Here is a 19,203-nt window from a genome sequence, read left to right as displayed (position 1 = left end):
GGACACGATGGACGCCGGACAAAGAAGAGCGCCGCCGTCATGGTGACGGCGGCGCTCGTGAATCAGATGGCTATGGCGTGGCGCTCTCGGCGAGCACCGAGCGCAGCGCCTCGATCAGCAGCTCCGTGCTGAACGGCTTCTTGACCAGCAGCGCGTCCGGCTCGATCGACCCTTCGGCGACCGCCATCTCCTTGGGCAGGCCGGAGATGTAGACGACCCGCATGCCCGGGCGCAGCTCGGTGGCGGTCCGGGACAGTTCGCCACCGGAGACCCCGGGCAGGCCCAGATCGGTGACCAGGATGTCGATCTCGCCGGGGTGGTCCCGGCAGGCCGCGATGGCCTCCTGCGAGTCACCGGCGATCAGGGTCGAGAAACCGCGCCGTTCGAGCATGCGGCGCATGATGTCGCGTAGGTCCTCCTCGTCGTCGACGACGAGGACGGTGGGCCGGTTCTCCGCGTCGGGCGCCTGCGACATGGGTCCTCCAGGTTTCGCGTCGAGTACCCGATTCACGCTATCGGTGCCCGGTTGCACCGCCAGACCTTTACGACATCCGACCGGTCAGTGCGTTTTGGCCGCCGTCACGCCGCTGAGGTAACCGGTGAACAGCAACCGGTTCGGCGAGCTCGCGCCGGGATTGCGGACCAGGCCGCTGCCGGCCCGGCCGACCAGATCGTCCCGGACCTGGGCCGGGGTCCAGTCCGGGTGAACGGCGAGCACCAGGGCCGCGGCCCCGGCCACGTGCGGGCTCGCCATCGAGGTGCCGCTCATCGTCTTGGTGGCGGTGTTCGAGCCGTTCGCCGCGGACTCGATCCGGACGCCCGGCGCGAAGATGTCGAGACAGGAACCGTAGTTGGAGAAGGACCCACGGGTGTCGTTCACATCGGTAGCGCCCACCGTGATCGCGGCCGGGATCCGGGCCGGCGACTGCTTGCACGCATCCCGGTGGTCGTTGCCGGCCGACACCGTATAAACGACGCCGCTCGCGATCGACCGGTTCACCGCGTCGTCGAGGGCCTTGCTGGTGGTGCCGCCGAGGCTCATGTTGGCCACGGCCGGTTTCTTCGCGTGCTCGGTGACCCAGTTGACGCCCGCGATGATGTCCGAGTAGGCACCGCTGCCCTTGCAGCCCAGCACCCGGACGGCGACCAGCTTCACGTCCTTGGCCACGCCGTAGGTCGCGCCGCCGATCGTGCCGGCCACGTGGGTACCGTGCCCGCTGCAGTCCTGGGCCACGGCGTCGTCGTCGACGAAGTCCCAGCCGTTGCTGGCCCGGCCACCGAACTCCCGGTGGGTGACCCGGACACCGCCGTCCAGCACGTAGGCCGTGACGTTCGAGGCGGCCGGGGCGGTGAACGACTTCGACAGCGGCAGCGAGCGCTGGTCGAGGCGGTCCACACCCCAGGTCGGGGTGGTGGTGGCCGCGGCGGTGACGGTCGCGTCCGGCTCGACGTACCGGACCGACGGGTCGGTGGCGAGGTGGGCGGCCTGGGCGGCGGTCATCCGGGCGTGGAAGCCGTCGATGGCGGAATAGGTTTCGGCGACTTCACCGCCGTACCGTGCGGTCAACGAAGCCGGACCGACGCCGGCCTTGACCATCACGATGTAGCTGTTGGCGATGCCGCCCGGCTGGGCGGCCATCGCGGTTCCGGCGGCTCCGCCCACCATGGCGGCGGCGGTGACGGTGAGCAGAGCGAGTCGGGTGGCGATGCGCAAGCTGGTTTCCTCTCGTTGGCTTCGGCCCACTCGACGGGGGGATACAGGCATGCCGAAGGCTGCTGAGGGAATGGTGAGAACTGTTCCCGGGCTACCGGGGACCCGGCTGGTTGCAGCTGCGGTGCACCGAATTCCGCCCAGCGCTGACCGCCCGGAACCCTGGCCGGAGAAACCTAAGGCTGTGCGGTGGAGGGCCGATCTACCCGCTGTACCGCTGCACACCGCCACCGAGCAAGGAGAGCGATATGACCAGCCTGCTGTCGCCCGAGATCACCACCGTTGCCGAGCTGACCGACCGCTGTGACCGATGCAGCGCGGCCGCGAAGTTGGTGGTCACGCTTACCAGCGGCGGCGAGCTTGCGTTCTGCGGGCACCACGCCAACCGCCACCACGACGACATCGTCCGGGTCGGCGAGCGCATCCAGCTTGAAGAGGGCTACGAGTGGGCCGGTAAGTAACCGCCTGACAAAAAGTCCGCGTTATGCTCATTTACTCCGTAGTGAGGAGCTTATGTGCGTATTGCGGCGCATGATGTGGGCAGGTTTTCCCGGCTGACCGCCGGGTGCGCCGGGCTCGCGGTCGCGACCGCGGGCGTGCTCGCCACTGCTTACAGCGCGCCGCCGGACCTCGGTCCGGCGGCCGCGCTCGTTCCGGCCGGAATCGCCCTACTTTTACAGGTGCTGCCCGCCGGCCGGGTCGTGCGCGTCGCCGCCCCGCTGGTCGCCCTGGCCGCCGCCGTGCTCGGTGCCACCGCACTGGACCAGCATCCGGCGGCCGCGATCGCCACCGTGCTCGCCGGGCTCGGCCTGGCCTTCCTCGACGTCCGGGTCGCCCGCTTCCGGGCCGCCGACCCGCTGGTCGCCGGCGCCGCGATCGTCGCGCTGGCCGGCTTGGTGCCGCGCGTCTTCGAAGATCCCGATCCGCGCGGGCTGATGCCGCCGGCCGTGGCCGGTTCACTGCTGGTTCTCGCCCTCGGCGCGGTGCTGGCCCGGCCCCACGAGGAGCCGGACGATCGGCAGGAGTTCGCCTCGGCTCTGCTGCAGTCGATGAACGAGGCCGTCATGGTGCTCGACGCCAACCACCGGGTGATCGACGTCAACCGGCGCTGGCGGGAGCTGACCGGGCACGGGCCGGACGAACCGATCCGGCTCGACCCGCCGCCGCTGCCGCCGACCGGCGGCGACTGGCTGATGCCCCGGGTCGACGGCAGTGCGGTGCCGGTGCTGGCCACCGTCGCGACGATCCCGGACGCGGACGGGGCGCCGCGGGCCTACGTGGCCACCTACGTCGACATCGGCGACCGGAAACGGACCGAGGAGACGCTCAACGCACACAACACCGAACTGCGCGAGGCGAACGCCCGGCTGGAAACCGCGCTGGCCTTCAAGAACGACCTGACCTCGATGCTCACCCACGACGTGGCCCAGCCGATCAGCTCGATCGCGAGCCTCGCCGAGCTGCTCCGGGCGGACTGGGCCGACCTGCCCGACGACATCCGGCTCGAGCTGGCCACGAAGATCGACAAGAACACGCAGCGGTTGATCAAGATGATGAACGACCTGCAGCTGCTCTTCCGGCTGGACACCGGCTCGGTCACCGCGCGGCAGGCGCCGGTGCCGCTGCTGGAGGTGGCGTCCCAGGCCGCCGCCGAGGGCGTGGAGATCGCGATCGACGACGATCTGGCGGCGCTGGCCGACCGGGGGCACCTGACGGTCGTGGTTCAAAACCTGGTCAAGAACGCGCTTGCGTACGGGAATCCGCCGGTACGGATGACCGGCGCGCGCCGCGGTGATCAGGTGGAACTGGTCGTGCAGGACAGCGGCCCCGGCATGCCACCCGAGCTGGTGCCGACCATTTTCGGACGTTTCATGCGGGGTGCCGGGCTCGGACTGTTCATCGTCCGGCACCTGGTCGAGGCGAATGGCGGAACGATCCGGTACGAACCGGTCGAACCTCGCGGCGCACGCTTCATCGTGACATTGGATTCGGCACCTATTTGAAAGGGACCCCCGGGTAAGCCCGGGGGTCCCTCCTCAGCGGTCGATCACATGTCGTGGGCCGAGCCCCGGTCCTCTTCGTTGATCATGCCGTCTCCCCAGGCGTCCTTGTGCGTGGTGCGGCCACCCATCCGAGCGGTGCCGGCCGCGCCGCCGCTGACCGGGCCGGCCCGGCCGATCCGCCGCCCGGGCGCCAGCACGTCGTCGAGATCGTGCTCGTCGTTGATGCCGGGCGCGGTGGTGATGTCCACAGTGGTGCCGAGGTTGTGGCGGGGAAGGTCGACCCGGCTCGAGTTGCTCCGCTCGGCCGCACTCGTTCCCCAGCCGGCCCCCGGGTGTGGATTGCGGTTACGGATCCGGGCGGCCACGCTTGCCGGGCTGGCGTTCGCCGCGAGCGTCTTGGTGCTGGCCCCGGGCAGCGGCCGCTTCGGTGACGGGCGGGTCGCGCCGCCGATCGGCTTGGCCCGGCCGCCGAGCACGCCGCTCTCCACCAGACCCTTGAACGTGGTCAGATCTTCCTTCAGCCGCCTGGTCAGCGACGCCTGGCCGTGCCGGTCGCTCGGCATCAGAAAGGCGATGTCCGCCTCGAGCTGGGCGACGATCTGCGTCTTCGTCTCGCCCAGCGGACGCAGCGTGAGCGTCTCGGCAAGCAGCGGCCCCTCCATGGTCGACCAGGAGACCCGCTCGTCGATGGACCGCTCGGTGATCTGCGCGTCGAACTCGCGCCGCTTCCCGTCGACGTCCATGATCCAGTGTGTCTGGTCGAGGCCGATCGGGGTGACCTGGCGGACGCCGCTCATGAACCGTGGGTAGTTCTCGAACGCGGCGAGCTGCTCGTACACCGTGTGCAGCGGTGCACTCACCTCGATGGCCTGCTGAACCATACTCATCGCATCTCTCCCATGCTTCGGATGCTTCAACCGGGCATGATCGAGCGTACGGAGACGACTACTGATCGTGTTCTGTTTCGGTCATACCCGGCGCAGGTACTGCCACTGGCCGACCTCGGCCGCGTACCGGGCGTCACTCGCGGGAACCAGCGTCACCCGTGCCGCGCGCAACAGCGCGACGATCCGCGCCGACGGGCACCGCCACGCCTCGCTGACCTCGACGATCGTGCCGGTCTCCCGGCAGGCCGCGGCGAGCGCGTCGACCATGTCCGGGGTGATCGCGGCGTCGTCCAGGCCGACCTGGGCGAGCAGGCTCAGCGGGCGGGCCAGCTGGGTCGGGGCATAGCGGGAGGCCCGCTCGAGACCACGCACGGTGGCGACGATGACGCTCTCGGCGACCTGCTCGGCGGTCAGCTCGCCGGCGCTCAGCATCGCGCGCACCTCGCGCGGGGCGAGCGGACCGGTGGCCAGCGGCAGGCGGGAGACGGCGACCGAGATGGCCTCCAGCGGTCCCAGGTCGGCGGGCCAGGCCAGCCAGCCGTCCGGCTGCACCACCTCGACCTCGGCGGCGACCCGCAGGGTCATCTCGGTGCGCAGCTGCGCCCGGCGCACCGCGTCGGCGTAGGCCGGCAGCCAGGTGGTGTCCGGGCCGACCTGGTCGGCGAAGGTGAGCGCGGTGAGCCCGGCCCGGTCGGCGGCCGAGACGACCACGCCGACACTGTCGCGACCGGCCGCGAACCCGGTGTGCGCATGTGCGTCCACCGTAAGGTCCAGCGCCTCGATCACTGTTTCCCGCTCTGCGCCCACTATTTCTCCCAGGCTCGAGATCTTCCGTCCTGGTACAGAATGCGGGAGCGGTGTTGACAGGCCCGGTCGTCGGGCGGTGCAGTCCGGTTTCACAAAGCCGCTCAGAGGCGGAACGCTCCAACGAGTCCGCGCAGGTCATCGGCGGTGCGCGCGACCTCGGTGGAGGCCTCGCGGGTCTGCTCGACGCCCTGCACCGCCGAGGCGCTGGCCGCGGCGACGTCGGAGATGTTGTGCGCGATCCGGGACGAGCCGCTGGCCACCTCGGCGATGCTGCGGCTCATCTCGCCGGTGGTCGCGGTCTGCTGTTCGACCGCGCTGGCGATGGTGGTCTGGAAGTCGTTGATCTGCGCGATGACCTCGGAGATGCGGGAGATCACCTCGACCGCCCCGCCGGTGTCCTGCTGGATCGCGTTGACCCGGGTGCCGATGTCCTCGGTCGCCTTGGCGGTCTCCTGGGCGAGGTCCTTGACCTCGGAGGCGACCACCGCGAAGCCCTTGCCGGCCTCGCCCGCCCGGGCGGCCTCGATGGTGGCGTTCAGCGCGAGGAGGTTGGTCTGCTCGGCGATCGAGGTGATCAGCTTGATCACGTTGCCGATCTCCTCGGAGGAGGTGCCGAGCTGGCGGATCGTCTCGGTGGCCCGGGCCGCCTCGGACACCGCGATCGCCGCGATCTGGGCCGCCTCGCTGGTGTTGTGGGAGATCTCCCGGATCGAGAGACCCATCTCCTCGGAACCGGCCGCGACCGATTGCACGTTGCGGGAGATCTCCTCGGCCTCGGCCGAGGCCGCCGACGTCTGCCGGTCGGTGTCGCCTGCCGCCTCGGCGATCTGGGCGGCCACCGCGGACAGCTCGCCGGCCGCGCTGGCCAGCTGGTCCGCGTCCTTGCCGATGGTCTCCAGGGAATGGTGGATCGAGTCGAGCGCACCATCCAGGCCACCGGCCATCCGGCCGAGTTCGTCGCGACTGGTGATGCCGCTGCGCGCGGTGAGGTCGCCGGCCGCGACCTGGTCGATGACGGCACCGAGCCGGCGAACCGGGACCAGGATCGAGCGGGCCATCGGCACGGCCAGCGCGATCATCACGATCAGGCCGACCCCGGAGACGATGAGCACGGTCCACTGGGTGGTGCTCGAGATGTGCCGCAGTTCGGCGCGTTCCGCGACGACCAGGGCGCTCACCTCGTCGACCAGACCGCCGAGTTCATCGTCGGTGACGTGGTTGCGCTCGGAGATCTCGTCGAGCCGCGACTGCACGGACGCCACGTTCATCTTGGCGTCGGCCGCGAACTGGGTGATGAAGTCGCTGAACGACGTGAAGTCGGCCCGGTAACCGGCGAACTTCGCGGTGAGATCGGCCGGCATCCCGGCGGCCTCGACCGCGTCCGCGGCCTCGGTGGAGGAGTCCACGTCGTCGCTGACGTCCTGGGTCACGTCCTGGCCGAGAGCGGAGCGGTAGGCGTCCACCTTCAGTTCGCTCTGCCGGGTGTCCAGGTGGTTGAGCGCGGACGCTCCGGCCTGCAGGCCGACCAGTTTCAGACCCTGGCTGGTCATCTTGCTCTGGCTGATCACCGTGATCACGGCGAGAGCCGCCAGCACGACCGCACCGATCGCCACGATCAGCGTGAGCCGCTTGGCGATGCCGATATCTGCCAGTCGCGCCATCGATCCCCCCAGGATCCGGGTAGGCCCCGGCGCGATGCACCGGGGCACCCCCGATCAGCCGGATTCCTCCGGCGACTGCAGCATCTTCGTGATCGCCCGGACCGCATCGTCGGTGGGCGAGGCCGCCTCGCGGTTGGCCGCCTGCAACTCCCGGAACACTTCCTCACGATGGACCTGAATGTCGCGCGGGGCTTGGATGCCCAGCCGGATGACATCCCCGCGCGCCTCGAGCACCGTGATGATCACGTCGTTCCCGATCATCACGCTCTCGCCGGCTCGGCGAGTCAGCACAAGCATCCGGTGCCCTCCCCCATCCGTGGACGGACAGCAACGCGAAAGGCGCGGTCGCGGACCGGGCGACCGCGCCGCCGACGGGACGTCAGTAGGCCCGGTGCATGATCGCGCGGACCGGGTAACCGGAACCGCTGAGCACGACCTGCATGGCCCGGTGGGTGTCCCGGTCGACCACGATCGGTGCCATCAGGTTGGCCGTGGTCTCGTCGGTGCCGGCCGTGATGACCGTCATCAGCAGCAGCCGGTCGGGGTCCTTCGAGTTCAGCGCCGCGAAGACCTCGTTCTCGATCTCCGGGGCGTAGTCCGGGAAGAACGGCTCCGGCGGGGCCACCAGGAAGCGCAGGTCCGGGTCCTGGATGGACGTGAAAGCGTAAAGCAGTCCGTCCTCGTTGAGACGAACCAGAACGAACTCCCGATGTGCCGGGAAGCCGGGCATGGGCACCGCCATCGTGATGGTCGGCAGACCCAGCGACGGGTCGATCATGGACGCCTCAATCGGTCGGGACGCGGTGCGAGTACTCATGGTCACCTCAGGAAATCGATGAGCGAGGGCTGGATCACCTTGGCCGTGGCGGCCAGGGCGGCCTGGTACGAGGTCTGCTGGATCTGCAATTCCATGATCGCCTTAGGCAGATCGACATCCTCGATGTCGGAAAGCTGCGACGTCACGGATAACAGATGGTCGTCTGCGGACTGCTTCATCTGTTCAATCCGATTATATCGGGCGCCTACATCCGAAAGTGCGGATTTAAGTAAATCGTGGGCACTATCCAGATTTTGTAGGCTTTGGTCCAACGAGGCCGAATCGCCGCTGCGGATATCGGCGGAAAGCTTCTTCAGAACGCCGAAGAGCTCGGTATCGGTACCGGGCTCACCGAATGCCTCCGGACCGCTGATCTCGATGCGTACCTGCGCATTCGCACCGACCGTCCGGGTCGTCTGATTCTTGTTGCCGGCGAACACGATGTCGCCACTTCCGTCGGTCGCGTCGGCGTACGCCACCGAGCCGGGCGTGCTGCCGCCGAAGACCGGCCGATTCAGGTACTTGGTGTTGGCCTCGCTGAGCATCGACTGGCGAATGTTGTCGATCTCGACGGCCAGCGCCTCACGGGACTGGTCGTTGTTGGCCGAGTTCAGGGCCTGCACGGTGAGATCGCGGACCCGGATGATCGTGCTCGAGGCGTCGCCGAGCTTGTCCTGAATGGTGCCGAGCCAGCCGAGACCGTCGTCGGCGTTGCGCGCGTACTGCTGGGTCGCCCGCACCTCGCCGCGCAGCTGCAACGAGGTGACCGTGCCGGTCGGCGAATCGGACGGCCGGCTCAGCAATTTGCCGCTGGAGATCTGGGTCTGAAGCTTCTGTCCACGAGCGAGGGAGCGCTGCAGATCGCCCAGCGCTTTGGTGGTCATGCTCGTTTCGGTGGTCCTGCTGGGAATGGTCATGCGTTATTTCTCCCCGCCATTACCGGCCGACCAGGCCGGTGCGGTTGATGAGCTGATCGAGCATCGAGTCGATCGTCGTGAGCACCCGCGACGCCGCTTCATAACCGCGTTGGTAGGTGAGCAGATGGGTCATTTCCTCGTCGAGGTTGACCCCCGATTCGCCCTGCCGGGCCGAGTCCACCTGATCGGTCACCGAATCCTGGATCTCGCTGCGCCGGGCGGTCGCCTGCGCCGAGACACCGAGCCGGCCGATCATCGACTGGTACGTCGCGTCCGGCCCGTTGGGGTCGACACCCATGCCGGACAGCTTGTCGGCGTTGTAGTGGTCGAGCGAGGGATCCGTACCGTTCATGTCGGGGTTGCCCTGGGAGAAAGCGACCTGCGACGCGTCGGTGAGCGCCACCTTGATCTTGGCGGCGGTGGTGCCGTCGAAGAACAGGGGCACGTCGGGGTCGCTGCCGTCGCCCGGCTTGCCGTCGATCGTGTACCCGGCCGACATGGTGCCGTTCACCGTGTCCGCGATGCCCTTGGCCACGCTGTCCAGGTCCTTCACGATGCCCGGCAGCAGGGTGTTCATCGAGTCGAGCATCGCGCCCATGGTGCCGCCGGCACTCGCGTCGGTATCGGTGTCGGTCCACTTCAGCGACACCTTGTCGCCCGAGGCCATGACCTCGTCCAGGGTGCCCGGGCCGGCGAGCTCCAGGCTCCGGGCGTTGAAGCCCTCGACCAGGCCGACGTTGCCGATGTAGACGTTGGCCGTGCCGTCGTCCTTGAGGATCGCGGTCGCCCCGGACAGCTCGGAAAGCTGCATGACCTGGCGGTCGCGCTCGTCCTGGAGCTCGTTGGCGGGCAGGCCGGCCTTCTGCGCGATCGCGATCTGGTTGTTCATGTCGGCGATCCCGGCGGCCATGGTGTTGACCTGCGTGACGTACGCGTCCATCTGGTTGTGTTGGTCGTCGAAGTGATGCGAGAGGGAGGTGTACGTGTCGTTCAGGGTGGTGGCGACGGTGTGGCTGCGCTCGATGAGGGCGCTGCGGGTCGAGGGGTCCTGCCAGTTGTTGGCGACGTCGTTCCAGCCGTCCCACATGTCGTGCAGCCGGGCCTGGAGAGCGGTGTCGCTCGGCTCGGCGAGCACGCTCTCGACCTGGTCGTAGGTGCCCTTGGTGTTGGCCAGGTAGGCCGAGCTCGCGTGCTCGGTGCGACCGCGGTCCTCGAGGTACTGGTTACGGCCCCGCTCGATCGCGGCGACCGTGACACCGTTGCCGACCTGATCGGTCGTGGAGTAGACGCCCGGGTTCAGGCTGCCGGTCTGGGACTGCATCCGAATGCGCTGCCGGGTGTAACCCTCGGTATTCGCGTTCGCGATGTTCTGACCGGTGATGTCCAGGCCTCGCCGCTGCGCGTAGAGCGAGCTGAGCGCCGTGTTGATACCGCCGAAAGTGCTAGCCATATCAGATCGCCTCGTCAACCAGGCTGGAGCGGCGCACGCCGCCGGAAACGGTCTGGCCTTGCGGTCCGTACGTTTCCACAGTTTCGGCGAACGCGAGCATGGTTTCGCGTGCTGCGCGCTGGCCGGCGGTGAGCAGGTCCCGGTTCACATCGGCGAGCGCGCTGATCTCGGAGGTCAGCATCAGGAACGCCTTGCGGTGCTGGTGCAAAAGATCGGACCAGGGGGGCGGCGCGGCGTCGGCCAGTTCACCGAGGGAGGCCTCCGCACCGAGCCCGAGCTCGACCGCGACGTCCTGCGCGTAGGCGGCCCGGATGACCTCGGTCTGCCGGATCTGGTCGAGGACCACCTCAACCTCGCGGGTGGCGTGGCTGAGCCAGCGGGAGCGGTTGGACGCGAGGAGCAACTGCTCCTCCTCAAGCTTGAACAGCAGCATCTCCAGCAGCTCACGTGAACGCCACAGGACGCTGGCCAGGTCGGTCAGGCTCACCCTGGTCCTCCGTCTCGGTGTCGGGCACGCCCCCTCGACATGCCCGCTCATTCGGACAGGTCGGCACGTCCGCCCCGCCGCTGAGGAATTTGGCCCGATCAGCTCATTTCACGTTTCTTCGGGTTTGCCGGAAAAGTGCGAAGAAATCTCAGAGACTGCTCAATGACCGTCGGCGGCACGCCGATCGGACCCGGCGTATCGCCACGGCCTCACGGATGGGCCGGAAAGACCCCGCTCAAGGAGGAATTACCAATGGGTCTCCGTATCAACCAGAACATCGCCGCGCAGAACGCCTACCGCAACCTGTCGGTCACCGACGGGCAGATGTCGAAGTCGCTGGAGAAGTTGTCCAGCGGTTTCCGCATCAACCGGGCGGCGGACGACGCGGCCGGCCTCTCGATCTCCGAGGGTCTGCGCGCACAGGTCGGCGGTCTCAAGGTCGCCGTGCGCAACACCCAGGACGGCGTCAGCGTCGCGCAGACCGCTGAGGGCGCGCTCAACGAGGTCACCACGATCCTGCAGCGCATGCGTGACCTGTCGGTCCAGTCCGCCAACAACGGCGCCACCGACAAGGAAGCCGCCTCGGCCGCCAACAAGGAGATGACGCAGCTGAACGCGGAGCTCGACCGCATCGGCAGCACCACCGCCTTCGGCAAGGCCAAGCTGCTCGACGGCAGTTTCGGCGCCACCAAGCGCACCGCGCTCGACACCACCACGCCGGCCAACACCCAGGTCGCCGGCGCCAATGGCCTGCCGGTCGTTCCGGCCAGCGCGCAGGGCAGCTACACCGTCGACCTCACGAAGATCAGCGGCCAGACGACGATCACCCAGAAGGACGGCAGCACCGTCGACCTCACCACCCTCAACGGTGGCAAGGGCATCACGGTCACCGTCGCGGGCAGCGCCGACGACACCAGCCCGGCGGACGTCGTCAAGCGGTTCAACGAGGCGGTCGGCTCGGCGCTGCGGGACTACAACCTGCAGGGCAACGAGGTCAGCATGACCTCCACCACCACCAAGGACGGAACCACGTCCTACCAGCTGCAGGGCGTCGGCGACTTCACCGCGGCCGACGACGGCACCACGGCCCTCGCCGACCTGAAGATCGACGTCGCGACGACCCTGGCCGACGTGAGCGGCGGCAACACCGGCCAGTTCCAGGTCGGCGCCAACGCCAAGGAGCGCATCGCGTTCAGCATCGGCGCCGTCGACTCGGGCACGCTGGGCACCAAGACGGTCGACCTGACCACCGACCCGACCAGCGCGATCACCACGCTGGACAAGGCGCTCACCACGGTCTCCGACCAGCGCGCCTCGCTCGGTGCCTACCAGAACCGCTTCGAGCACACCATCAACAACCTCAACGTGGCGGTGGAGAACCTGTCCGCGTCGGAGTCCCGCATCCGGGACACCGACATGGCGCAGGAGATGGTCTCCTTCACCCGTGCTCAGATCCTCACCCAGGCCGGCACGTCGATGCTGTCCCAGGCCAACCAGTCGGCGCAGAACGTTCTCTCGCTGCTCCGATAACCGAGCTGCTACCGCTTGGAACTGAATACGCAACGCTCACGGCCGAATAGGTGGGGGTAGCCGGCAGAACCGCGCCGGTTGCCCCCGCTTCTTTTCCGCACCGAAAGGCAGGCCACTGTGTCGTCCAGCTCTGTAGACGGACTTGTCAGCGGCATGAGCACGTCGACGGTGATCGCCCAGCTCATGCAGGTGGAGCAGGCTCCGCAGAACCGTCTGAAGGCCAAGGTCACCACGGCGCAGACCGCCTCGGCCTCGTACACGTCGGTGAATGCCAAGGTGGCCGCGTTCAAGAGCGCGGCCGGGGCGTTGAACCAGCTCGGCACCTGGCGCGCCATCGCGGCCACCTCGAGCTCCTCCTCGGTCGCGGTCAGCACCTCCACCAACCTCAGCGCCACCACCGGCAGCCTCACCTTCGACGTCACCTCGCTGGCCAGCAAGCAGGCCACCACGATGAAGGTGACCACCTACGTCGACGGTGACGGCGACGGCAAGCTGGACACCAAGCCCGCCCCCATATCGTCGGCGCCCGACACGATCTCGATCACCACCACCGCCGGCAAGCAGTACGACATCGACATCACCGCGGACAAATCGGCCGCCGGCATCGCCAAGGCGATCAACGACTCCGACGCGGGCGTCTCGGCGTACGTCATGAAGACGTCGGACAGCGAAGGCGTTCTGCAGATCACCGGCCGCAAATCGGGCGCCAGCAACGGTTTCACCATCACCGGCCTGGACGGGCTCGGCGCCAACGGCACCTCGCCGGAGACCACGGCGGCCAAGAGCGCGACGATCGAGGTCGAGGGGGGCGGCAGCTCCACCTACACGGTGACCAGTGACACGAACACGTTCACCGGCCTGATGAACGGCGTCACGCTCACCGTCTCGAAGCAGGAGAACGACGTCACCATCGACGTCACCAACGACACCGGGGCGATCGCCGACAAGATGCAGGCGTTCGTCGACGCCGCCAACGCCGCTCTCACCGAGATCTCCACCCAGACCGCGTACGACCCGGCCACCAAGACGGGCTCGCCGCTGACCGGCGACTTCTCGGTCCGGGACATCGCGTCGAAGATCCTCGGCTCGATCAGCACCGGCCTGAACTGGTCGGAGGAGGCGGCCGGCGGCGCCGACATCACCGACAAGATCAAGTCGCTGAAGAACCTCGGCATCGAGCTCCAGCAGGACGGGCAGCTCAAGTTCACCCGCTCCGAGTTCCTCAACGCGTACGCCACCAACCCGGACCGGGTGAAGGAAGCCGGCCAGAAGCTCGGCACCCAGATCGAGAAGATGACCACCACGATGACGACCAACCTCAAGTCGGTCATCCTCGGGCGCAACAACGAGATCGACAGCCTCAACACCCAGATCAGCAACTGGGACGTCCGGCTCGCGGCCAAGAAGCTGGCGCTGCAGAAGCAGTACTCCAATCTCGAGGTGTCCCTCGGCAACCTCAAGAACCAGTCCACCTGGCTCGCCGGGCAGCTCGCCGGCCTCGGCTGACCCGTACGCATCGTCCTGACCAGCCACCACAGCGTTGATCGAGGAGACCGATGACCGCCCCGCACTTGCGTGACCGTTACCTGCAGGACTCCATCAATACCGCCTCACCCGCCAAGCTCCTGCTCATGCTGTACGACCGCCTCGTGCTCGACCTCATGCAGGCCGAGCAGGCACTGCGCGCGGAGGAACGGGAGGCCGCGCACGACAAGATCACCCACGCCCAGGAGATCGTCATCGAACTGCGCACCAGCCTGGACGTCGAGGCTTGGTCGGGCGCGCCCGCCCTGGCCAACATCTACGGCTGGATGCTCACCGAGCTGATCGGCGCGAACATCGCCCGCGACGCCGACCGGGTGGCGGCCATCCGCAACCTGGCCGAACCGCTGCGCGACACCTGGCGAGAGGCGGCCGCCGCGGCGGTCGCCGGCTGACCATGGACTGGAACGGCGCCTGGATCGACGCTCTGGACGAGCTCGAGTTGGACGTCGCCAACGTCGAGGCGATGCTCGCCGACGAACATCGGCACGCCGAGACCCCGCCGGCCGACCTGTGGAAGCCACCCACGGAGCTCGGCGCCCTGCCGCTGGAACTCAAGCCACGCGCGGACGAGATCCTCACCCGTCAGCTGAAGGCGGCCCAGGAGATCGCCCGGCGGCTGACGGCGAATCGCCGGCAGACCGCGATGACGTCCCGGATCGAGACCGGCGAGGCGGTCAAACGCCCGGTCTACGTAGACCGCGCAATGTAACCGAAGTCCCGGAGCCCCGGATGGGGTTCCGGGACTTTTCGCGTGCAACCTCGCGGCAACCGTTACACGCTCAGCGGATCGGCGGTCAGGCCGAAATGCATGATACGAGCAACGGATTGCTCCCCGAGAAGCCACGGAACGGCACCTGGACTGACCTCCAAGGAGCTGCTGTGTTCGACGACGTCTCGTCATCCTCGCTGCGGGTTGCCGCCGCCGGTCTCGCGGCTCGGCAGACCGCTATCGCGAACAACATCGCAAACATCGAAACCCCCGGCTACCGGGCCCGTAAGGTGGAATTCGAGCAGGCGCTGCACGGCGCGATCGCCAAGGGCGAGTCGCCCTCGAGCGTTTCCCCGAGCGTCCAGGACTCGCTCGAGCCGACCCGCCTCAACGGCAGCAACGTCAACCTCGACGAGGAGACGCTGTCGCACATCGACACCACGATGCGCTACCAGCTGACGCTGCGGGCCATGGATTCCAAGTACTCGATGCTGCGCGACGCGATCAAGGGGGCTTGATAAATGAGCACGTTCAACGCCATCGGAGTCGCCGGCTCCGGCGTGACCGTCTACCGCAAGTGGCTGGACGCGGTCTCCGACAACATCGCCAACATCGACAACACCAGCCGTACGTCCGAGAAGGCCTTCCAGGCACGCTACGTGGTCGCCCAGGAGGCGGCGGACGGCAACGGCGCCCAGGTCGGCGGCGTGGCCATGGGTAGCGCCCAGGGCGTACTCACCTACGAGCCGGACAACCCGCTGGCCGACGGCCAGGGTTACGTCCGCAAGCCGGACATCGACCTGGGCAGCCAGATGGCCCAGATGATGATGGCCCAGCGCGCCTACCAGGCGAACCTCGCGGTCGTCGACCGCGCCAAGGACTCCTACGCCGCCGCGATCAACCTGGGGAAGTGAGTTAGATGATCTCGCCGATCAGTGCCATCAGCGGATTATCCGCGGTAGGCGGTCTGGACTCGGTGTCCAGCGTCGCCGGCCTGGCCGGATCGAACCCGGCGGCGAACGCCGCCGAGGCGGTCAACGGTCCCAGCGAGAGCTTCACCAGCATGCTGTCCAAGGGTCTGGAGAGCGTGCAAGCCTCGCAGTCGAAGGCCAGCGACCTGGCGGTCCAGGTCGCCGACGGAACCCTGCAGGACCCGGCGCAATACACCATGGCCGCCACCGAAGCTCAGCTCGGTCTCCAGCTCACGCTCGCGGTACGCAACAAGGCCGTGGAAGCTTTCCAAGAGATCATGAGGATGCAGGCCTGACATGACCGACCGCCTTCCCGCTCCGGTCCGCCGCGTCACGGACACCTTCCGGTCTTTCACGCCGGGCCAGAAGGCCGTCACGCTCGCGGCGGTGATCGCTCTCGTCGTCGGCGCCTACTTCTTCGCCACCTGGGCGTCGAAGCCGACGTACTCGATCCTGTTCAACAACCTGTCGACCAAGGACGCCAGCGCGATCGTCGAGTCGCTGCAGAAGTCCGGCACGAGCTACGAGCTGGCGAACGACGGCCAGACGGTGCTCGTCCCGCAGGATCAGGTGAACACCCTGCGGTTGTCGCTGAGCGGCGAGGGCCTGCCCGGCGACGCCGGGACCGGTTACTCCCTGCTCGACCAGCAGGGCATCACCACCAGCGACTTCATGCAGCACACGAACTATCAGCGGGCCCTGGAGGGTGAACTCTCCAACACGATCAAGTCGATCGACGGTGTCGAGGCGGCCACCGTGCACCTCGTCATCCCGCAGAAGGACGTCTTCGCCGACGACCAGGACCAGCCGACGGCCTCCGTCCTGGTCGCCTCGAGCTCGACTTCTCCGCTGTCCAGCCAGCAGGTGCAGTCCATCGTGCATCTGGTCGCCTCCAGCGTCGAGGGCCTCGATCCGACCGAGATCACCGTGGCCGGCGCGGACGGCAAGATCCTGTCGACCGGCGGCGGCGCGGCGGTGGGCACCGGCGGGGACAGCGGCAGCGAGTCGCAGACCGTCGCCTTCCAGAACCGGATGAACAGCTCGCTGCAGAACATGCTGGACAGCGTGGTCGGTCCCGGGCATGCGGTCGTCACCACCACCGCCGAGCTGGACTTCGACCAGACCACGACGAACAGCAAGACCTACAACTCCGACCCGTCGCTGCCGGCCCTCTCCGAGACCAACAGCCGCGAGGCGTACAACAACTCCGGTAACTGCGCCGGCGGCGTCCTCGGCCCGGACAACATCTCCGGCCCCGGCTGCACCACCGGCACCACCGGCACCGGTCAGTACGAGAACAGCAACTCGGCCAAGCAGAACGCGATCAACGAGACCACCGAGGCCCGCAAGAGCGCCCCCGGCAGCATCAAGAAGCTGAACGTGGCCGTCCTGCTGGACAGCACCACCGCCGGCACCATCGACCCGGCCCAGGTGCAGCAGCTGGTCAGCGCGGCGGCCGGCATCGACTCGACCCGCGGCGACACCATCGCGGTCAGCGCCATGCCCTTCGACACCAGCGCGGCCCAGGCGGCCCAGCAGGCTCTGAACGCCGCCGCGGTGGCCGACCAGTCGGCCAAACAGCTGACGATGATCAAGACGGGCGCGCTCGCCGCGGTCGTGCTGGCGCTGCTCTTCCTCGCCTGGCGGGCCAGTCGCCGCTCGAAGAAGCGCAAGGCGCTGACCCCGGAGGAGCGCAAGCATCTGGAGGACATGCAGGCCGCGCTGGAGCAGCAGCGCCTCGCGGAACTGAACAGCGCGATCCCGGCCCAGATGCTGGAAGCCGCCCCGGAGAGCTACTCGGACGGGGAAGCTCGGGAGGAACGAGTGCGGGAGATCGAGCAGATGGTCAAAGATCAGCCTGAGGAGATGGCAGTGCTGCTACGCGGCTGGCTCGCCGCCGACGCGCCGGTGCACTGACACGACGAAATGGGCGGTCGGCTTCCGCCGACCGCCCTTTTCGCTCCGTTTGGTAACGCAGAGAAGTTCCCCCGACGGGCTGAGGAGAGTACGCGTTGAGCACACCGCAGCTAACGACGCTGTCGATGACGGGCGTGCGCAAGGCCGCGATCATGCTGGTCCAGTTCGGCAAGGAACATTCCGCGCAGATCATGTCCAGCATGTCGGAGAAGGAAGTCGAGATGATCTCGGCCGAGATCGCTCGGCTGGGCAAGCTCGAACCCACCGTCGTCGACGACGTGATGGACGAGTTCTACGCCATGGCGACCACCCGGTACGCCGGCTCCGGCGGCATGGACTACGCCCGTGAGCTGCTCGAGGCGTCGCTCGGCAAGGAGCGCGCGGCGTTGATATTGGATCGCCTCGAAGCCTCGATGAACGACATCCCGTTCAACTTCCTCAGCCACGCCGACCCCCGGCAACTGCTCTCCTACGTGCAGTACGAGCATCCGCAGACGATCGCGCTGGTGCTCGCACACATCCCGGCCGCGCTCGCCTCGGCGATCCTGGCCGGCCTCTCGCTCGAGGTACAGACCGAGGTCGCGCACCGGATCGCGGTGATGGACCGCACCTCCCCCGAGATCATCCGGCAGGTCGAGGCGGCCCTGCAGCGCAAGCTCTCCACCGTGCTCCAGCCGGACGAGCTCTCCACGGTCGGCGGCCTGCAGCCCCTCGTGGAGATCATCAACCGGGCCGACCGCACCACCGAGCGACTCATCCTGGAGGCCCTGGACGCCCGCAGCCCCGAGCTGGCCGAGGAGATCCGGCGCCGGATGTTCATGTTCGAGGACGTCGTCAACCTCGAGGACCGCGCCGTGCAGCTGGTGCTGCGGCAGGTCGAGCCGGCCGACCTGGCCACCGCGCTCAAGGGTGTACCGGAGACGGTCCGCGACAAGATCACCAAGAACCTCTCCGAGCGCGGCCGGGAGAACCTCATCGAGGAGATCGACCTGCTCGGCCCGGTCAAGGTCAAGATGGTCGAGGAGGCCCAGGCGAAGATCGTTTCGGTGATCCGCTCGCTCGAGGACTCCGGCCAGATCGAGGTCCAGCGTGGCGGCGAGGCCGATGAGCTCATCGCCTGAGGGCCCGCTGCCGTTCCTGCGCGGTTCGGTCGCCGAGTCCGCCGAGGCCGCCCAGTTCGGCGTCGACCTGCGGCACGAAACGCCCAGCTCCGGCGGGGCCTCGGCGAAGGGCCGGGAAGAGGCCCGGGTCGCCGGCTACGCCGAGGGCTGGGCCCAGGGTCAACGCGAGGCCGCGGCCGCCGCCGAGGACGCGGCGGCCCGCGCGCGGGCCAGCGAACTGGCGAACGAACAGCGCCGCAACGCCGCCCTGGCGCAGGCCGTGAACGCGCTCGGCCGGGCCGTCACCGCGCTGGAGAACCAGCTCATGCCGAGCTTCACCGAGCTCCAGGAGGTGGTGCTCACGCACGCTTTCGAGCTGGCCGAGGCGATCGTCGGCCGCACCCTGGAAGACGACCAGCGGCGCGGTGCCGACGCGCTGCGCCGGGCGATGGCGGCCGCGCCGGAGACCGGTGCGCTGACCGTCAGCCTCTGCCCGGCCGACTACCAGACGCTGATCGGTGACGGACCGTCCGACTTCGACTACGAGGGGCGCCGGGTCAGCCTGCGCCCGGACCCCAAGCTGCGCCCCGGCGACGCGCTCGCCGACACCGGCATGGCGTCGGTGGACGCCACCATCGAGGCCGCGGTCCTCCGTGCCCGGGAGGCGCTGCGGATCTAGGCGGTAAGGAGA

General features: G+C 68.2%; 22 protein-coding genes. 12 read left to right on the top strand and 10 right to left on the bottom strand.

The genetic code is table 11. The features are described 5' to 3' along the window. Nucleotides 1-70: 70 nt before the first annotated feature. Both Ato02nite_RS20675 and Ato02nite_RS20670 read right to left on the bottom strand, forming a co-directional pair. The gene (locus tag Ato02nite_RS20675; RefSeq protein ID WP_213008234.1) at nt 71-475 is read right to left on the bottom strand and encodes a response regulator; all 405 of its coding nucleotides are present in this window, start codon (nt 473-475) and stop codon (nt 71-73) included. An 84-nt stretch (nt 476-559) separates the two neighbouring features. Continuing rightward, nucleotides 560-1,714, bottom strand: coding sequence for a S8 family peptidase (locus Ato02nite_RS20670; protein ID WP_246607260.1), 1,155 nt, complete (start codon nt 1,712-1,714; stop codon nt 560-562). Nucleotides 1,715-1,959: 245 nt separating this feature from the next. Here Ato02nite_RS20670 and Ato02nite_RS20665 point away from each other — a divergent pair, with 245 nt between their 5' ends. Both Ato02nite_RS20665 and Ato02nite_RS20660 read left to right on the top strand, forming a co-directional pair. Continuing rightward, nucleotides 1,960-2,172: a DUF7455 domain-containing protein gene (locus Ato02nite_RS20665; protein WP_213008232.1), complete on the top strand. Its 213-nt coding sequence runs from the start codon at nt 1,960-1,962 to the stop codon at nt 2,170-2,172. Between the two features lie 54 nt (nt 2,173-2,226). Continuing rightward, nucleotides 2,227-3,714, top strand: a complete 1,488-nt coding sequence (locus tag Ato02nite_RS20660) for a sensor histidine kinase (RefSeq protein ID WP_213008231.1) — start codon at nt 2,227-2,229, stop codon at nt 3,712-3,714. A 44-nt stretch (nt 3,715-3,758) separates the two neighbouring features. Here Ato02nite_RS20660 and Ato02nite_RS20655 read toward each other — a convergent pair whose 3' ends face one another. The 8 genes from Ato02nite_RS20655 to Ato02nite_RS20620 form a co-directional block, all read right to left on the bottom strand. Further along, entirely contained in the window at nt 3,759-4,601 is an 843-nt protein-coding gene (locus Ato02nite_RS20655) for an SRPBCC family protein (RefSeq protein ID WP_246607259.1), read from the bottom strand. An 81-nt stretch (nt 4,602-4,682) separates the two neighbouring features. Further along, nucleotides 4,683-5,408, bottom strand: coding sequence for a hydrolase (locus tag Ato02nite_RS20650; protein WP_213008230.1), 726 nt, complete (start codon nt 5,406-5,408; stop codon nt 4,683-4,685). A gap of 101 nt (nt 5,409-5,509) precedes the next feature. Continuing rightward, nucleotides 5,510-7,069: a methyl-accepting chemotaxis protein gene (locus tag Ato02nite_RS20645; protein ID WP_213008229.1), complete on the bottom strand. Its 1,560-nt coding sequence runs from the start codon at nt 7,067-7,069 to the stop codon at nt 5,510-5,512. Between the two features lie 54 nt (nt 7,070-7,123). Beyond that, nucleotides 7,124-7,366, bottom strand: coding sequence for a carbon storage regulator CsrA (gene csrA, locus Ato02nite_RS20640; RefSeq protein WP_213008228.1), 243 nt, complete (start codon nt 7,364-7,366; stop codon nt 7,124-7,126). Nucleotides 7,367-7,448: 82 nt separating this feature from the next. Then, nucleotides 7,449-7,847: a flagellar assembly protein FliW gene (gene fliW / locus Ato02nite_RS20635; protein WP_246607257.1), complete on the bottom strand. Its 399-nt coding sequence runs from the start codon at nt 7,845-7,847 to the stop codon at nt 7,449-7,451. A gap of 41 nt (nt 7,848-7,888) precedes the next feature. Beyond that, nucleotides 7,889-8,803: a flagellin N-terminal helical domain-containing protein gene (locus tag Ato02nite_RS20630; protein ID WP_213008226.1), complete on the bottom strand. Its 915-nt coding sequence runs from the start codon at nt 8,801-8,803 to the stop codon at nt 7,889-7,891. 19 nt (nt 8,804-8,822) lie between these two features. Beyond that, nucleotides 8,823-10,253 carry a flagellar hook-associated protein FlgK gene (gene flgK, locus Ato02nite_RS20625; RefSeq protein WP_213008225.1) on the bottom strand — a complete coding sequence of 477 codons (1,431 nt, stop codon included), beginning with the start codon at nt 10,251-10,253 and terminating at the stop codon, nt 8,823-8,825. Nucleotide 10,254: 1 nt separating this feature from the next. Next, a complete protein-coding gene (locus Ato02nite_RS20620; protein WP_213008224.1) occupies nt 10,255-10,740 on the bottom strand; it encodes a flagellar protein FlgN in 486 nt (161 codons plus the stop codon). A 252-nt stretch (nt 10,741-10,992) separates the two neighbouring features. Here Ato02nite_RS20620 and Ato02nite_RS52550 point away from each other — a divergent pair, with 252 nt between their 5' ends. The 10 genes from Ato02nite_RS52550 to Ato02nite_RS20570 all read left to right on the top strand — a co-directional run bounded on the left by Ato02nite_RS52550 (nt 10,993) and on the right by Ato02nite_RS20570 (nt 19,191). Then, nucleotides 10,993-12,270: a flagellin N-terminal helical domain-containing protein gene (locus Ato02nite_RS52550; protein ID WP_213008223.1), complete on the top strand. Its 1,278-nt coding sequence runs from the start codon at nt 10,993-10,995 to the stop codon at nt 12,268-12,270. A 153-nt stretch (nt 12,271-12,423) separates the two neighbouring features. Then, a complete protein-coding gene (fliD, locus tag Ato02nite_RS20610; protein ID WP_213008222.1) occupies nt 12,424-13,776 on the top strand; it encodes a flagellar filament capping protein FliD in 1,353 nt (450 codons plus the stop codon). Between the two features lie 50 nt (nt 13,777-13,826). Beyond that, on the top strand, nt 13,827-14,207 hold the full coding sequence (gene fliS, locus Ato02nite_RS20605; protein WP_213008221.1) for a flagellar export chaperone FliS: 381 nt from the start codon (nt 13,827-13,829) through the stop codon (nt 14,205-14,207). A 2-nt stretch (nt 14,208-14,209) separates the two neighbouring features. Beyond that, nucleotides 14,210-14,524: a hypothetical protein gene (locus Ato02nite_RS20600; protein ID WP_246607255.1), complete on the top strand. Its 315-nt coding sequence runs from the start codon at nt 14,210-14,212 to the stop codon at nt 14,522-14,524. Between the two features lie 170 nt (nt 14,525-14,694). Then, nucleotides 14,695-15,042 carry a flagellar basal body rod protein FlgB gene (gene flgB / locus Ato02nite_RS20595; protein WP_213008220.1) on the top strand — a complete coding sequence of 116 codons (348 nt, stop codon included), beginning with the start codon at nt 14,695-14,697 and terminating at the stop codon, nt 15,040-15,042. Between the two features lie 3 nt (nt 15,043-15,045). Further along, the gene (locus Ato02nite_RS20590; protein WP_213008219.1) at nt 15,046-15,438 is read left to right on the top strand and encodes a flagellar basal body rod protein FlgC; all 393 of its coding nucleotides are present in this window, start codon (nt 15,046-15,048) and stop codon (nt 15,436-15,438) included. Nucleotides 15,439-15,443: 5 nt separating this feature from the next. After that, nucleotides 15,444-15,791 carry a flagellar hook-basal body complex protein FliE gene (gene fliE / locus Ato02nite_RS20585; RefSeq protein WP_213008218.1) on the top strand — a complete coding sequence of 116 codons (348 nt, stop codon included), beginning with the start codon at nt 15,444-15,446 and terminating at the stop codon, nt 15,789-15,791. A 1-nt stretch (nt 15,792) separates the two neighbouring features. Then, nucleotides 15,793-17,412: a flagellar basal-body MS-ring/collar protein FliF gene (fliF, locus tag Ato02nite_RS20580; RefSeq protein WP_213008217.1), complete on the top strand. Its 1,620-nt coding sequence runs from the start codon at nt 15,793-15,795 to the stop codon at nt 17,410-17,412. A 95-nt stretch (nt 17,413-17,507) separates the two neighbouring features. After that, nucleotides 17,508-18,533 carry a flagellar motor switch protein FliG gene (fliG, locus tag Ato02nite_RS20575; protein ID WP_213008216.1) on the top strand — a complete coding sequence of 342 codons (1,026 nt, stop codon included), beginning with the start codon at nt 17,508-17,510 and terminating at the stop codon, nt 18,531-18,533. Further along, nucleotides 18,517-19,191, top strand: coding sequence for a FliH/SctL family protein (locus Ato02nite_RS20570; protein WP_213008215.1), 675 nt, complete (start codon nt 18,517-18,519; stop codon nt 19,189-19,191). The genes fliG and Ato02nite_RS20570 overlap by 17 nt, the downstream gene beginning before the upstream one ends. The last annotated feature ends 12 nt before the right edge of the window (nt 19,192-19,203 follow it).

It is taken from the genome of Paractinoplanes toevensis (assembly GCF_018332695.1).
Taxonomy (GTDB): Bacteria; Actinomycetota; Actinomycetes; order Mycobacteriales; family Micromonosporaceae; genus Actinoplanes; species Actinoplanes toevensis.
This window is presented reverse-complemented; position numbering and strand designations above follow the sequence as displayed.

Coding starts and splice junctions, on each gene's coding strand:
- Ato02nite_RS20675 (WP_213008234.1), bottom strand. CDS start 475: ATGTCGCAGGCGCCCGACGCGGAGAACCGGCCCACCGTCCTCGTCGTC.
- Ato02nite_RS20665 (WP_213008232.1), top strand. CDS start 1,960: ATGACCAGCCTGCTGTCGCCCGAGATCACCACCGTTGCCGAGCTGACC.
- Ato02nite_RS20655 (WP_246607259.1), bottom strand. CDS start 4,601: ATGAGTATGGTTCAGCAGGCCATCGAGGTGAGTGCACCGCTGCACACG.
- Ato02nite_RS20645 (WP_213008229.1), bottom strand. CDS start 7,069: ATGGCGCGACTGGCAGATATCGGCATCGCCAAGCGGCTCACGCTGATC.
- csrA (WP_213008228.1), bottom strand. CDS start 7,366: ATGCTTGTGCTGACTCGCCGAGCCGGCGAGAGCGTGATGATCGGGAAC.
- fliW (WP_246607257.1), bottom strand. CDS start 7,847: ATGATCGACCCGTCGCTGGGTCTGCCGACCATCACGATGGCGGTGCCC.
- Ato02nite_RS20630 (WP_213008226.1), bottom strand. CDS start 8,803: ATGACCATTCCCAGCAGGACCACCGAAACGAGCATGACCACCAAAGCG.
- flgK (WP_213008225.1), bottom strand. CDS start 10,253: ATGGCTAGCACTTTCGGCGGTATCAACACGGCGCTCAGCTCGCTCTAC.
- Ato02nite_RS52550 (WP_213008223.1), top strand. CDS start 10,993: ATGGGTCTCCGTATCAACCAGAACATCGCCGCGCAGAACGCCTACCGC.
- fliD (WP_213008222.1), top strand. CDS start 12,424: ATGAGCACGTCGACGGTGATCGCCCAGCTCATGCAGGTGGAGCAGGCT.
- fliS (WP_213008221.1), top strand. CDS start 13,827: ATGACCGCCCCGCACTTGCGTGACCGTTACCTGCAGGACTCCATCAAT.
- Ato02nite_RS20600 (WP_246607255.1), top strand. CDS start 14,210: ATGGACTGGAACGGCGCCTGGATCGACGCTCTGGACGAGCTCGAGTTG.
- Ato02nite_RS20590 (WP_213008219.1), top strand. CDS start 15,046: ATGAGCACGTTCAACGCCATCGGAGTCGCCGGCTCCGGCGTGACCGTC.
- fliE (WP_213008218.1), top strand. CDS start 15,444: ATGATCTCGCCGATCAGTGCCATCAGCGGATTATCCGCGGTAGGCGGT.
- fliF (WP_213008217.1), top strand. CDS start 15,793: ATGACCGACCGCCTTCCCGCTCCGGTCCGCCGCGTCACGGACACCTTC.
- Ato02nite_RS20570 (WP_213008215.1), top strand. CDS start 18,517: ATGAGCTCATCGCCTGAGGGCCCGCTGCCGTTCCTGCGCGGTTCGGTC.